The following is a 12,686-nucleotide window of genomic DNA, read 5'->3' on the forward strand; positions in this document are numbered from 1 at the left end:
TCCCGCCGTACCAGACGAGCCGTAACCGGGAGACACCCAGATGGCCAAGAAGCGACCCCAGACGAAGGCCACGCGGCCGCAGATCACTGAGGGAGAGATCCCGGTCGTCGGCGCCCGTGAGCCCTGCCCCTGCGGCAGCGGCCGACGCTACAAGGCCTGTCACGGCCGGGCCGCCGCGCACGCGGTGACCGAGCTGGTGCAGCGTCCGTTCGAGGGGCTGCCGGGCGAGTGCGACTGGGTGGCCCTGCGCGAGCTGGTCCCGGCGGCCACGGTCGCGCTGACCCTGAAGGACGGTCTGCCCGAGGGCGTCCCCTCGGTCACCCTCGCCACCGTCCTGCCGATGGCCTGGCCGGCGCTGCGCCGCGACGACGGCGCGGTCCTGCTCGGCCTGCAGAACGACACCGCGTCCGGCGACATCAGCCGCGACCTCGCCGACACGCTCCTGCGCGCGCTGGAGGCCCAGCCCGGCACGCCCGTGCAGGGCCGCCGCGCCCCGGCCGACGGTCCGCGGCTGCAGGATCTGCTCGACCCGGAAGGCGCGTTCGAGCCAGTTGTCCACAGCGGTTTCGAGTTCTGGGTGCCGGACTCGGACAATGCGACGCCGGAGGTGGCCGCCTCCCTGGAGCGGGCCAACGCGGCGGCGATCCCGACCGTCAAGCTGACCGGCGTCGACGCCGCGTACTGGTGCGAGACCCCGGAGAAGAACCATCTGCGCTGGGTCATGCCGCACCCCGAGGAGCAGCTGCTCGACGCGCTCGCCCGGCTGCACGCGGCGGGCCGTTCCGGCCTGGGCGAGGGCACGCGCCTGGTGGGCTCCTTCCGGGCGCACGGCCTCACGGTCCCGGTGTGGGACCTGCCGACCGGTGTGACCGCGGAGGACGTGGAGAAGCCGGCCGCCGAGTTCGCCGAGCGGCTCGCCGCCGCCCTGGCCGTGGACGCCCCGCTGACCGCGGACGAGCGTCGCGCGCGGGGCGGGCTGACCAACCGGCAGGTGACCCTCAGCTGACCCTCGGTTGACGCCCTGCGGCCGGACGGGGTGACTCCACTCACAACTCCCGGACGCGCAAGGTGAGTCGGAGCCAGAAAGCGCCGCTCAGCGGGTGTCCGGAAAGCCGATGAAAACAGGAGATCGAATTTGCTTGGAGCAGATCTCTTGTTACCGTTCGAGTAGCCCGGTTGCTGGTGCATCCCCCGTCGCCAGCAACCGGGTCTTTCCATGCCCGGCCGCGTGTACATCTCGGCGCCGGGCGTCAACTGCCCGTATCCGCCTGGGAGTTGCTCCCCGAGCGCAGCAGCAGCGGCGCTCCCTCGGCCGTGTCGGCGAACTCCGCCACCGCCGAGTAGGCGCCCGCCTCGCCACGGGTCCGCTCACGCGGCGTCTCACAACTCGCCGGCTCGTCGTCGGCGCTCGGCGCGCACCGCATCTGCACCGTCCGCCCCTCCGGCCCCATCAGGCTCAGCACGGCGTCCAGGGCGCGGCCGGTGGCGTTGCGGTAGTAGGTGCGCGCCCAGGTCTCCGCGCCCTGCGTGAGCACGCAGGTCTGCGCCTCGACGCCGTCGGGGGAGGAGAGTTCGGGGCCGCAGCGGGCGGCGGTGGCCAGCCCCAGGCCGAGCAGCCGCGGGGAGCCGACGGGCTCCTTGAGATCGTCGCGGGGTGAGGTGTCGGCGGCGCGTCCGTCGGGCGGTGGCATGCGGACGGCCGTACGGGAGGACCGTACGGCCGTGTCGGTCTCGTCGTCCACGGGCCCGGCCGACGCCACCGCGAGGGGCAGGACGACCGCGCAGGTCGCGACGGCGCCCAGGGCGAGCAGACGAAGGTTCATGTGCGGAAGATAGCCAGCCGACGCGCGCCTTCCGCCCCGCGCGCGCCCGACACCCCTACAACTCGGGCGCGCTCACACCCGTACGAGTGAGGGTGTCGACGACCGCGTCCACCACGGCCTCGACATCGGGCAGCCAGGGCGAGGCGGAGCCGGGCAGCGGGGCGCGTTCCCAGCGGATGGCGCCCTGGCCGGTCTCGGAGGGCGGCAGGGCGAGATAGCCGCCCTCGCTGTGGAAGCGGAGGGAGCCGGGGACGAAGTCCTTGGCGTAGAGCAGTTCGCCGAGCTGCTCCATGGAGTAGGGCTTGACCAGGATCGCCCAGCGGGTGGGGGAGGCGACGACCGGGCCGAGGCGCATGCCCGCGCGGTCGAGCGCGGCGAGGGCGTGCGCGGCCGGCAGGGCGGGCAGGCTCACCGCGCAGGGGGCCTGGCCTCCGGTGGCCAGGACGATCGGGGCGGTCGGCCGGTTGGTCCACCACCAGCGCACCATGCGGGCGTCGGTGGTCGCCGCGAGCAGGCCGGGATCGAAGGGATGCGCGCCGGGGACCGTGCACTCCGGGTCCGGGCAGCCGCAGCGGGAGCGTGCCTGCGGATCGGCCGCCACACCCGGGAGTACGGGCCACCGCCATCGCGTCGCGTAGGTCAGGGCCGCGCTGATCTGCTCCGGCCTCCCGTCACCGCGCAGGAGCCTGCGTCGCCTTCCGAGGATCTCGCGCATGAGCGCTCGTTCCTTTCCGTTGCACCGCTGGCAACACCGTGGGCCACATCACACCATGTGTCGATCACTTCACTGGGCGTACCTGTTGGCGCATCACACCCCTGCTCAGGGCAGGGGGAACCCCTCTGGGTCGAGCGTTTGGCTGCTGCTGCCGCAGCCTCGTCCATACTGCGCCCATCTAAATCATGGGCGTGGCGTGGGGTGGCGAAGTCTGGCGTTTTGCGTCCCGCGTATTTCTCTTCGCCTCCGCCACGGGAGGATGGGGCACGGTCGTCGGTGGATAGGACGCCCGGGTCGGTCACCAGGTTCCGGGTGGCTGTCAACCACCCCTGGCCTTCTCCGAGTACGTACCCATCACGACCGCTGTGACGCTCCGTGGAGCAAGCCCAGTCGACCGCAATACCCCGTTACCCGAGGCAGTTTTAAGCCAACTTTGCCTTTACGCAAGAGGTATACGACAAGTGATCCGGTTACCCACGGACACCAGGAATCCCAGCAGGACAATGCTGGACATCCCCTCACGAGTGCGTGTACATGTGGAGACACTGCTAGCGGCGCAGAATCACATGGGGGTTTGCGATGCTTTTGAGCAATACGCGCCGGTCCGAGAGCCGGACACCATGAACGCCCCTCACCCTCCGAAAGTGGCCGGAATCGATTCAACGGTTCCCGCGCCCGCCCACACTGCCGCCGCCGCACACGCGGTCCCGGCCACCTCACCGGTCCCCCCGCCGGGCGCCGGGGCACTGCTCCAGGACCGCCTCGCCGGCTGGGTCTCCGACCTCACGACCCTGCACGAACTGACCGAACGGCTGGCACGCACGGAGTCCCTGTCCGACGCCCTGACCGAGCTGCTGCGCGCCGGAGCCTCCCTCGTGGGCGCCCGGCGCGGTCTCGTCGTCCTGGAACCCTCCGACGGACTCGGCCCGGACACCACCATCGGCCTCGGCCTCGGCCGCGCCGACCTCGGACACATCGAGACCGTCCCGCGCAGCGCGCTGTCGTACGGCCGCATCCTGGACGGACTGCCCGGCGGCGAGGGCGAGATCGCCCAGCCCGACCTGTTCGCCGAGGACGGCCTCGACCCGCGCCAACGGGAGGTCGCCGCCCGCCTCGGCTACGCCGCGAGCTACGCGCTCCCCCTCGCCGGCGAGTCCACCGGCCGCCTCGGCGCGGCCGTCTGGCTCTACGACGAGCCCGCCGAGCCGGTGGAGCGACAGCGCCATCTGGCCGGCCTGTACATCCGCTACGCCTCCGAGCACCTCGCCCTGCTGCGCGAGGTCGAGCGCACGCGCGCGTGCATGGCGACGATGGCGGAGGAACTGCTGCCGTCCCGGCTGCCGAGGGTCGCCGGGATGCAGCTGGCGGCACGGCACCGTACCGGCCCGCGCGGGGGCGGCGACTGGTACGACGCGCTGCCCCTGCCGGACGCGGCGCTGGGCCTGGCCGTCGGCTCGGTGACCGGCTCGGGGCCGAGCGCGGTCGCCGCGATGGGTCGGCTGCGGGCCAGCCTGCGCGCGTACGCCGTCATGGAGGGCGAGGATCCCGTAGCCGTCCTCTCCGACCTGGAGCTGCTGCTGCGGCTCACCGAGCCCGCCCGCTCGGCCACCGCCCTGTTCGCCTACTGCGAACCCGCGCTCCGCAAGCTCACCCTCGCGGGGGCCGGGCACTGCCCGCCGCTGCTGGTCGGGGAGCGGCGCACCGAGTTCGTGGAGACGTCCGTCTCCGCGCCGCTGGGCATGCTGGCCTGCTGGGAGGCGCCGAGCGTCGAGCTGGAGGCGGAGCCGGGCGAGACCGTGCTGCTGTACACGGACGGGCTGCTGCACCGCACCGGCGACCCCGTCGACCGGGCCTTCGCCCGGCTGCACGCGGCGGCCGCGGGCGTACCGAAGGGGCTCCGGCACGATCCGGACGCCATCGCCGACCATGTGCTGCGGACCGTGCTGCCGGACGGGCTGGACGGGGGCGACAGCGACGAGGACGTGGCGCTGCTCGCGGCGCGATTCGATTGAGCGGCCCTTGAACAGCCATAACGCGCGCGTGACCCCGGCCATAGCAGTCTCCGGTCACAGGTCCTTCCCCACTGGGCCCCCTCCCGTACGACCGTACGATGGACGGGGTCCAGTGCCGTATCTAGGAGGATGACCGTGGCCGACGAGCTCAACCCGGCTGAGTCCATTGCTGCTACCGCAGCGGGCCCGGAAGCTGAGTCCGAGGAGCCCATCAAGCAGCGGAAGAACGGCCTGTACCCGGGCGTGTCCGACGAGCTTGCCGAGAACATGAAGTCGGGCTGGGCCGACACGGAGCTGCGCGACCTGAAGCCGATCGCCCAGGCCGCCGAGACCGCCGCCCGCCGCGCCGCGCTCTCCGCCCGCTTCCCGGGCGAGCGGCTGGTGATCCCCGCGGGCAACCTGAAGGTCCGCGCGAACGACACCGAGTACTCCTTCCGCGCCTCCTCCGAGTACGCGTACCTCACCGGCAACCAGACCGAGGACGGCGTGCTCGTCCTGGAGCCGATCGCCGACGGGCACAAGGCGACGATCTACCTGCTGCCGCGCTCCGACCGCGAGAACGGCGAGTTCTGGCTCTCCGGCCAGGGCGAGCTGTGGGTCGGCCGACGCCACTCCCTCACCGAGGCGGAGAAGCTGTACGGCATCCCCGCCTCCGACGTCCGCGAGCTGGCCGACGCGCTGCGCGAGGCGACCGGCCCGGTCCGGGTCGTCCGCGGCTACGACGCCGGCATCGAGGCCGCCCTGACCGACAAGGTCACCGCCGAACGCGACGAGGAGCTGCGGGTCTACCTGTCCGAGGCGCGCCTGATCAAGGACGAGTTCGAGATCGGCGAGCTGCAGAAGGCCGTCGACTCCACCGTGCGCGGCTTCGAGGACGTGGTGAAGGTCCTCGACCGGGCCGAGGCGACCTCCGAGCGGTACATCGAGGGCACGTTCTTCCTCCGCGCGCGCGTGGAGGGCAACGACATCGGCTACGGCTCCATCTGCGCGGCCGGCCCGCACGCGTGCACGCTGCACTGGGTGCGCAACGACGGACCCGTGCGGTCCGGTGATCTCCTGCTGCTCGACGCGGGCGTCGAGACGCACACGTACTACACCGCCGACGTCACGCGCACGCTGCCGATCAACGGCCGCTACAGCGAGATCCAGAAGAAGATCTACGACGCCGTCTACGAGGCCCAGGAGGCCGGCATCGCGGCCGTCCAGCCGGGCGGGAAGTTCCGGGACTTCCACGACGCGTCGCAGCGGGTGCTGGCCGAGAAGCTCGTGGAGTGGGGGCTGGTCGAGGGGCCCGTCGAGCGGGTGCTGGAGCTGGGGCTGCAGCGGCGGTGGACGCTGCACGGGACCGGGCACATGCTCGGCATGGACGTGCACGACTGCGCTGCCGCGCGGACCGAGGCCTATGTCGAGGGGACGCTCGAGCCCGGCATGGTGCTCACCGTCGAGCCCGGGCTGTACTTCCAGGCCGACGATCTGACCGTGCCGGAGGAGTACCGGGGCATCGGGGTGCGGATCGAGGACGACATCCTGGTGACCGAGGACGGGAACCGGAACATGTCCGCTGCGCTGCCTCGGCGGTCGGACGAGGTCGAGAGCTGGATGGCTTCGCTGAAGGGCTGAGTAGGGTCGATCGGCCGGGTTCCGACGGGGTGCCCGGCCTTTCGTCGCGGTGTGCGGGTTTTCTGTGGCTGATCGCGCAGTTCCCCGCGCCCCTTTCGGGGAGTTGTTGTGGACCTGCATCTCGAAGCCGACGTCGCCGAAGGGCGTCGCGCCGGACTTGAGCGGGCCCTGCGCGATGCCGTGCGGGACGGGCGGCTCGCGCCTGGGGAGCTGCTCCCGGCCACGCGGCGGCTCGCCGAGGAGCTCGGGGTGTCGCGGAACACCGTCAAGGCGGCGTACGACCAGCTCGTCGCCGAGGGGTTTCTCACCGCTCGGCAGGGGTCGGGGACCCGGGTCGCCCTGCTGCCCTCCGCCGACGCCGGTCCACCCCGGGCCGTCACGCGCGCGCGTGAGCCGGTGTTCGATCTGCGGCCCGGGTCGCCCGACGTCGGGGCCTTTCCCGCCGCCGCCTGGCTGCGGGCGCTGCGGCGGGCCATCGCCACCGCGCCCTCGGTGGCCTACGACTACGGCGATCCCCGGGGCCGCGTCGAGTTGCGGCAGGCCCTGTCCGGGTATCTGGGGCGGGCCCGCGGTGTCATCGCGCCGCCCGAACGGATCGTGATCACCTCCGGCTATGTGCAGGGGCTCGCGCTCCTCACGCGCGTGCTGGAGGGGGCCGGTGTCGGCATGGAGGATCCGGGGCTGCGCTTCCACCGGGACGTCGTGCGGCGCAACGGGGGCCGCGTGGTTCCGGTGCCCGTCGATCAACAGGGGCTCGTCGTCGAGGGGTTGGCGGACGTCTCCGCCGTCGTCGTCACGCCCGCCCATCAGTACCCGACCGGTGTGACCCTGCACCCCGAGCGGCGGCGGGCCCTCAGCGACTGGGCACGCGCGCGGGACGCGCTGATCGTCGAGGACGACTACGACGGGGAGTTCCGTTACGACCGGCAGCCCGTCGGCGCGCTCCAGGGCATGTCGCCCGGGCAGGTCGTCTATCTCGGGACCGCCTCGAAGACGCTCGGGCCCGCGCTGCGGCTCGGCTGGATGGTGCTGCCGCCCCACCTCGTCGACGCCGTCGCCGACGTCAAGCTGCACACCGACCACCACACCGAGTCCATCGGGCAGTTGGCGCTCGCCGAACTGATCGACAGCCACGCCTACGACCGTCACGTGCGCGCCTGCCGGCTCCGCTACCGGCGGCGCCGGGACCTGCTCCTGGACCGGCTGGGCGGACGGCGGGGCGTGCGCGGGATCGCGGCCGGACTGCACGCGCTGGTGGAGGTCGCCGACGAGGCGGAGGTCGTGGCGCGCGCGGAGGCGGCGGGGCTCGCGGTGGGACGGCTCGGGGACCACTGGCACGTTCCGGGGCTTCCCGGCCGGCCGCAGGGGCTCGTCGTGGGGTACGGGACGCCACGGGAGCGGGCCTATCCGAAGGCCCTGGAGGCGCTGGCGGAGGTGCTCGACGGGCCCTGAACCGGGCCTTGCCAGCGCTTGATTGGGCCCTTGAAAGAGCGCCCTATTGGTGCCTCCCAGGGGCCCATTGCTTCTCTAGTGTCGATCCCATGAGCCCCGCATCGCACCGCCTTCTCGCGCTCGCCCAGCTGAGCAACTCCGTCGGCGACGGCGCCTACTACACCACCTCCGCGCTCTACTTCACCCAGGTCGTCGGTCTCTCCCCCGCGCGCGTGGGGCTCGGGCTGACCGTGGGGTGGGCGGTCGGCTCGCTCGCCGGGGTGCCGCTGGGGCGGCTCGCCGACCGGCGCGGGCCGCGCGGCACGGCGGTGCTGCTGGCGCTGGGCACGGCCCTGGCGGTCGGGACGTTCATGGTCGTACGGGGGTTCGTGCCGTTCGTGCTCGTGGCGTGTGCCTACGCCGCCGCGCAGTCGGGGCTCGCGGCGGCCCGGCAGGCGCTGCTGGCGGGGCTGGTGCCCGCCGGGGAGCGGACCGGGCTGCTGGCACGGTTGCAGTCCACGCTGAACGGCGGGCTGGCGGTGGGCGCGGCGCTCGGCGGGCTCGCGCTGCACGCCGGGACACGGGCGGCGTATCTGGCCGTGTTCGCGCTGGACGCGGTGAGCTTCCTGGTGTGCGCGGGGCTGCTGCTCGCGCTGCCCTCCGTGGCGCCGGGCGGCGGTCGGCGGGGCGGTGGGATCGGGGTGCTGCGCGACCGGCCGTACGCGCTCGTCGCGCTCCTCAACACCGTGCTGCTGCTGCGGCTGCCGCTGCTCAGTCTGGTGCTGCCGCTGTGGATCACCTCCCGGACCGGGGCGCCGGCCTGGCTGGTGTCAGGGCTGTTCGTGCTCAACACCGGGGCGGTGACGCTCTTCCAGGTGCGGGCGGCGCGCGGGGTGGACGGACTGGGCTCCGCCACGCGCGTGATACGGCGGGCGGGGTGGGTGATGCTCGGCGCGTGCGTCGCGTTCGCCCTGTCGTCGGGGGCCGGGGTCGGGATGGCCGTGGGGCTGCTCGTGTTCGGGGCGGTGCTTCAAGTGGTCGCCGAGATGGGGCAGTCGGCCGGGTCCTGGCAGCTGTCGTTCGACCTCGCCCCGGCCGACCGGGTGGGCGAGTACCAGGGGTTCTTCGGGACCGGCGTCACCGTGGCGCGCACCCTCGGGCCGCTCGTGCTGACCTCGCTGCTCGTGGAGTGGGGCACGCCCGGCTGGCTGTTGCTGGGCGCGGTGACCGTCGGGGCGTCGTACGCGATGGGGCCGGCGACGCGGTGGGCCGCCGGCCGGGGAACCGCGGACGACGTCAGCCCGCGCGCCGTGCGGGTGGGGTGAGCGGCGGGCGGCGTACCGGTGGGCTCACACGGCCACGAGGGGTGCGTCCTTGCGCCACTTCAGCATCTTGTCGAAGCTCACCACCGCGCCGCCGCGCTCCGGGCTGTTGCCGATGTGGACGTGATCGGCGAGCTCACGGATGAGATACAGCCCTCTGCCCTGCTCGGCGTCGGCGTGGACCGCTCTGACGGTGGCGTCGACCGCGAAGCCCGGGCCCGAGTCGGCGACCTCGATCCGGCACTTCTCGCCGTCGAGGTAGGCGGTGACCCGGTACGCCTCCGAACAGCCGCCGTGCGCGGTGCGGCCGCCGTGCTCGACCGCGTTGGCGCACGCCTCGCTCAGGGCCACCGAGAGGTCGTAGGAGATGTCGGGGTCGACGCCCGCCGTCTCCATGGTGCCGAGCAGCAGGCGGCGGGCCAGGGGCACGCTCGCGGCTTCGCGCCGCAGATGGAGTGACCACCAGATGCTCATGCTCCAGCCTCCTGGCCGCGGCTCGACATACCCCTACGTATTGCCGCCATCACCCGTGTGTAAGCGCGAAATCGACGTGACGCCGCCCATATGGGGGATGCGCCACGCGCATCAATCGGTGTATGTGGTGCCCATGCCCATCACTTGCACCAGAAGGTGATCTTCCCGCTCCTTCCGAATCTTGTGGACCTGCCGTCCGGACGCCGCGGGGTCAGTGGGATGATGTGCCCGCCATGACTGACCCCCACCGGCGCACGGTGCACTCCGGAGCCGACCTCCGGCTGCTGCGGGCCGCGGTGTTCGCCGCGGTCTGCGTCGTGCTGGCCGCCGCCGGTCACACGCTGGCCTCCTGCGCCACGGTCCCGCTGTGGACGCTGGGCGCGGGATTCCTCGGGGTCTGCGCGGTCGTGGCACCGCTCGCCGGGCGCACGCGCTCCCTGCCGGGCATCGCCGCGCCGCTGGCCGCCGGCCAGATCCTGCTGCACACGCTGTTCGGGCTGGCCCAGCCCACCGGCGGCGGCACGGCCCCGACGGCGTCCGCGTCCTCCTCCGGCGACTGGGTCGTCGCGCAGGCGGCACGGCTGCTGTGCGGCACCACAGCGGCCCCGCTCACCCCGGCACGGGCCCGGCGGATCCTCGTCGACGCACGGATCTACGGCGGGGCGCCCGGCTGGGGCGCGCCTTCGGGCACGGGCGAATCGTCCGGCATGGACGGGGCCCTCGGCATGAGCGGATCGTCCGGCATGGCCGGCATGAGCGGGATGGGTCACTCGGCCGACGCCGTGTCCGCCGGGGCGGCGTCCACCTCGCTGCTGCCCTCCCTCTCCATGCTGCTCGCGCACGTCCTCGCCGCCCTGGCCGCCGGCTGGCTGCTGCGGCGCGCGGACCTCGCCCTGCTGCGGCTGCTCGACCTGTCGGCGCGGGAGTTCGCCGACGGGGCGCTCGTACGGTCCCTGCGCGGGGCGCTCGCGCTGGTGCGCGCACTGCTCGCCGGGCTGCCCCACGCGCCGGAGGAGCGCACGGCGCGCACCGCGCTGTTCGCGCCCCCGCCCACGCCGCCTACCGCGGCACTCCAGCACACGGTGATCCGGCGCGGTCCGCCCGCCGCCGTCTCCTTCGCTCTCGCTGCCTGACGCGACGCGACCGAGCTCTCCCGAGCGAGGTGCCCCCTGAAGCGGGGTGTCCTCCTCGGAGTGGGTGGCCGCCGTCGTGCGGCACGCGCGCGTGCGCAGGTCTCTGCGCGCGCCGATCACCCGACCTCACTCAGAGTGGAGTGCTTGCATCTCATGAAGGCTTCCCGTCTCGTCGCCGCCGCTGCCGTCGCCGGTTCGGCCGTGCTCGTCCTGTCCGGCCCCGCTTTCGCGCATGTCGGCGTGACCCCCGAGGGCACCGCCGCGAAGGGCGGCTACGCGACCGTGGACTTCAAGGTCCCCAACGAGCGCGACGACGCCTCGACCACCAAGCTCGAAGTGACCTTCCCGGCCGATCACCCGCTGGCCTCCGTGATGCCCGAGCCGGTCCCCGGCTGGACCGCCCAGATCACCAAGGCGAAGCTGGCCAAGCCGCTCACGGTGCACGGACAGCAGATCGCCGAGGCCGTCTCCAAGGTCACCTGGACGGCGTCGGGCAAGGGCATCGAGCCCGGCTACTTCGAGAAGTTCCCGCTGTCCGTGGGCCCGCTGCCCGAAGACGCCGACGAACTCGTCTTCAAGGCGATCCAGACGTACTCCAACAAGGAGGTCGTGCGCTGGATCGAGGTGCCGCAGGACGGGCAGGAGGAGCCGGAGAACCCGGCGCCGGTGCTCAAGCTCTCGGCCGCCTCCGAAGGCGCCCACGGCTCCGCCGGGTCGGCGTCCCCCGCCGCCGAGAAGAGCAGCACGTCCGCCTCCGCCTCCTCCGACTCCTCGGACGGCTCCGACACCACCGCCCGGGTCCTCGGCGTCGTCGGCATCGTGGTGGGCGCCGCGGGTGTGGCGTACGGCGTGCTCGCGGGCCGCCGCCGGTCCACCACCGAGGCCTGATCCCCCGCTCCTCCCCTTCCCCTGCTGGTCCGCGCCGCGCACCGGGGTCCGTACGGCCCCATGAAGGCACCGGTCGGTACGGCCCTTGAAGCCGTACCCCGGCCCCCGGTGCGCGCCGGAGTTCACACATCTGGGACATTTCTCTATGCGCAAGAAGACGTTCGCCGCGGCCGCGCTGCTCGCCGCCGCCGCGCTCACCCTCTCCGCCTGCGGCAGCGGGGACGGCGGCGACAACTCCGTCGCCTCCGTCTCCGAGGAGACCACCACCCAGCGGTCCGCGATCGTGCTCGACCAGCCGTTCGCCAAGCCCGACCTGGTCCTGACCGACACCCAGGGCAAGAAGTACGACCTGCGCGCCGCGACCAAGGGCCGGCCGACGCTGCTCTACTTCGGCTACACCAACTGCCCCGACATCTGCCCGCTGACCATGAGCAACATCGCCGTGGCCAAGAAGGCCCTGCCCCGGGCGCAGCAGGACGAGCTGCGGATCGTGTTCGTCACCACCGACCCGGCGCGGGACACCCCGGCCGCCCTCGGCACCTGGCTCAAGGGCATCGACCCGCAGGTCGTCGGCCTCAGCGGCGACTTCGCCACCATCCAGGCCGCCGCCCGCGGCGTCGGCATCACCATCGAGCCGCCGCACACGGACAAGAACGGCAAGACGGTCTCCACCCACGGCACCCAGGTCATCGCCTTCTCCCCGAAGACGGACGCCGGGTACGTGATCTACACGGAGGAGGCCACCGTCGAGGACTACACCAAGGACCTCCCCAAGCTCATCAAGGGGGAGCGGCCGTGAGGCGCCCCGGCGGACGCGGTGTCGCGCTCTCCGGCACGCTGGCCCTCGCCGGCACGCTGGCCCTCGTGGGCTGCGGATCCGACGACACCGGCCCCGCCCTCTCCGCGAGCGGCGCCTACATGCCGCAGCCCGTCTCCGACTCCATGGCCGCGGGCTATCTCGTCGTCACCAACAAGGGCGGTACGAAGGACGAGCTGACGTCCGTCACCAGCGACGCCGCCGGCATGGTCACCCTCCACGAGACCTCCGGCGGGTCCATGGAGCAGGCCGGCTCCCTCGACGTGCCCGCGCACGGCGAACTCGTGTTCAAGAGCGGCGGGAACCACCTGATGTTCGAGAAGCTCAAGCGCAAGCCGGTGCGGGGCGACAAGGTGAGCGTGACCCTGCACTTCGCCGCATCCGGGGACATCGAGGTCGAGATGCCGGTGGAGTCGGCCACGTACATCCCGAAGACCGGCAACTGACGGAT

12 protein-coding genes are annotated in these 12,686 nt (G+C 72.8%); 9 read left to right on the top strand and 3 right to left on the bottom strand.

The features are described 5' to 3' along the window. Positions 1 to 40: 40 nt before the first annotated feature. The gene (locus ACZ5NW_RS13615; RefSeq protein ID WP_468743985.1) at positions 41 to 1,006 is read left to right on the top strand and encodes a DUF5926 family protein; all 966 of its coding nucleotides are present in this window, start codon (positions 41 to 43) and stop codon (positions 1,004 to 1,006) included. Between the two features lie 244 nt (positions 1,007 to 1,250). Here ACZ5NW_RS13615 and ACZ5NW_RS13620 read toward each other — a convergent pair whose 3' ends face one another. Both ACZ5NW_RS13620 and ACZ5NW_RS13625 read right to left on the bottom strand, forming a co-directional pair. Beyond that, the gene (locus ACZ5NW_RS13620; RefSeq protein ID WP_468743986.1) at positions 1,251 to 1,823 is read right to left on the bottom strand and encodes a hypothetical protein; all 573 of its coding nucleotides are present in this window, start codon (positions 1,821 to 1,823) and stop codon (positions 1,251 to 1,253) included. Positions 1,824 to 1,878: 55 nt separating this feature from the next. Next, the gene (locus ACZ5NW_RS13625) at positions 1,879 to 2,538 is read right to left on the bottom strand and encodes a bifunctional DNA primase/polymerase (RefSeq protein ID WP_468743987.1); all 660 of its coding nucleotides are present in this window, start codon (positions 2,536 to 2,538) and stop codon (positions 1,879 to 1,881) included. Positions 2,539 to 3,041: 503 nt separating this feature from the next. Here ACZ5NW_RS13625 and ACZ5NW_RS13630 point away from each other — a divergent pair. The 4 genes from ACZ5NW_RS13630 (at position 3,042) to ACZ5NW_RS13645 (ending at position 8,926) form a co-directional block, all read left to right on the top strand. Beyond that, on the top strand, positions 3,042 to 4,550 hold the full coding sequence (locus ACZ5NW_RS13630; protein ID WP_468743988.1) for a PP2C family protein-serine/threonine phosphatase: 1,509 nt from the start codon (positions 3,042 to 3,044) through the stop codon (positions 4,548 to 4,550). Positions 4,551 to 4,679: 129 nt separating this feature from the next. Further along, entirely contained in the window at positions 4,680 to 6,170 is a 1,491-nt protein-coding gene (locus ACZ5NW_RS13635) for an aminopeptidase P family protein (RefSeq protein WP_468743989.1), read from the top strand. A gap of 108 nt (positions 6,171 to 6,278) precedes the next feature. Further along, positions 6,279 to 7,622 carry a MocR-like pyridoxine biosynthesis transcription factor PdxR gene (pdxR, locus tag ACZ5NW_RS13640; RefSeq protein ID WP_468743990.1) on the top strand — a complete coding sequence of 448 codons (1,344 nt, stop codon included), beginning with the start codon at positions 6,279 to 6,281 and terminating at the stop codon, positions 7,620 to 7,622. An 89-nt stretch (positions 7,623 to 7,711) separates the two neighbouring features. Then, complete coding sequence (locus ACZ5NW_RS13645; protein ID WP_468743991.1) at positions 7,712 to 8,926, top strand: MFS transporter; 1,215 nt, start codon at positions 7,712 to 7,714, stop codon at positions 8,924 to 8,926. 24 nt (positions 8,927 to 8,950) lie between these two features. Here ACZ5NW_RS13645 and ACZ5NW_RS13650 read toward each other — a convergent pair whose 3' ends face one another. Continuing rightward, positions 8,951 to 9,397 (bottom strand): ATP-binding protein, encoded by a 447-nt coding sequence (locus ACZ5NW_RS13650; protein ID WP_468743992.1) that lies wholly within the window; start codon positions 9,395 to 9,397, stop codon positions 8,951 to 8,953. A gap of 233 nt (positions 9,398 to 9,630) precedes the next feature. Here ACZ5NW_RS13650 and ACZ5NW_RS13655 point away from each other — a divergent pair, with 233 nt between their 5' ends. The 4 genes from ACZ5NW_RS13655 to ACZ5NW_RS13670 all read left to right on the top strand — a co-directional run bounded on the left by ACZ5NW_RS13655 (position 9,631) and on the right by ACZ5NW_RS13670 (position 12,681). Further along, positions 9,631 to 10,530, top strand: a complete 900-nt coding sequence (locus ACZ5NW_RS13655; RefSeq protein ID WP_468743993.1) for a hypothetical protein — start codon at positions 9,631 to 9,633, stop codon at positions 10,528 to 10,530. Positions 10,531 to 10,683: 153 nt separating this feature from the next. After that, the gene (locus tag ACZ5NW_RS13660; RefSeq protein ID WP_468743994.1) at positions 10,684 to 11,418 is read left to right on the top strand and encodes a YcnI family copper-binding membrane protein; all 735 of its coding nucleotides are present in this window, start codon (positions 10,684 to 10,686) and stop codon (positions 11,416 to 11,418) included. A 145-nt stretch (positions 11,419 to 11,563) separates the two neighbouring features. Further along, entirely contained in the window at positions 11,564 to 12,217 is a 654-nt protein-coding gene (locus ACZ5NW_RS13665) for an SCO family protein (protein WP_468743995.1), read from the top strand. Further along, positions 12,214 to 12,681 (top strand): copper chaperone PCu(A)C, encoded by a 468-nt coding sequence (locus ACZ5NW_RS13670; RefSeq protein ID WP_468743996.1) that lies wholly within the window; start codon positions 12,214 to 12,216, stop codon positions 12,679 to 12,681. The genes ACZ5NW_RS13665 and ACZ5NW_RS13670 overlap by 4 nt, the downstream gene beginning before the upstream one ends. Positions 12,682 to 12,686: the final 5 nt, after the last annotated feature.

The sequence above is a fragment of the Streptomyces sp. NPDC032126 genome (genome assembly GCF_055580085.1).

Excerpts from the sequence above, each read along its gene's own strand:
- ACZ5NW_RS13630 (WP_468743988.1), top strand. The coding sequence starts at position 3,042 with ATGCTGGACATCCCCTCACGAGTGCGTGTACATGTGGAGACACTGCTA.
- ACZ5NW_RS13615 (WP_468743985.1), top strand. The coding sequence starts at position 41 with ATGGCCAAGAAGCGACCCCAGACGAAGGCCACGCGGCCGCAGATCACT.
- ACZ5NW_RS13620 (WP_468743986.1), bottom strand. The coding sequence starts at position 1,823 with ATGAACCTTCGTCTGCTCGCCCTGGGCGCCGTCGCGACCTGCGCGGTC.
- ACZ5NW_RS13650 (WP_468743992.1), bottom strand. The coding sequence starts at position 9,397 with ATGAGCATCTGGTGGTCACTCCATCTGCGGCGCGAAGCCGCGAGCGTG.
- ACZ5NW_RS13625 (WP_468743987.1), bottom strand. The coding sequence starts at position 2,538 with ATGCGCGAGATCCTCGGAAGGCGACGCAGGCTCCTGCGCGGTGACGGG.
- ACZ5NW_RS13660 (WP_468743994.1), top strand. The coding sequence starts at position 10,684 with ATGAAGGCTTCCCGTCTCGTCGCCGCCGCTGCCGTCGCCGGTTCGGCC.
- ACZ5NW_RS13655 (WP_468743993.1), top strand. The coding sequence starts at position 9,631 with ATGACTGACCCCCACCGGCGCACGGTGCACTCCGGAGCCGACCTCCGG.
- ACZ5NW_RS13665 (WP_468743995.1), top strand. The coding sequence starts at position 11,564 with ATGCGCAAGAAGACGTTCGCCGCGGCCGCGCTGCTCGCCGCCGCCGCG.
- ACZ5NW_RS13635 (WP_468743989.1), top strand. The coding sequence starts at position 4,680 with ATGACCGTGGCCGACGAGCTCAACCCGGCTGAGTCCATTGCTGCTACC.
- ACZ5NW_RS13645 (WP_468743991.1), top strand. The coding sequence starts at position 7,712 with ATGAGCCCCGCATCGCACCGCCTTCTCGCGCTCGCCCAGCTGAGCAAC.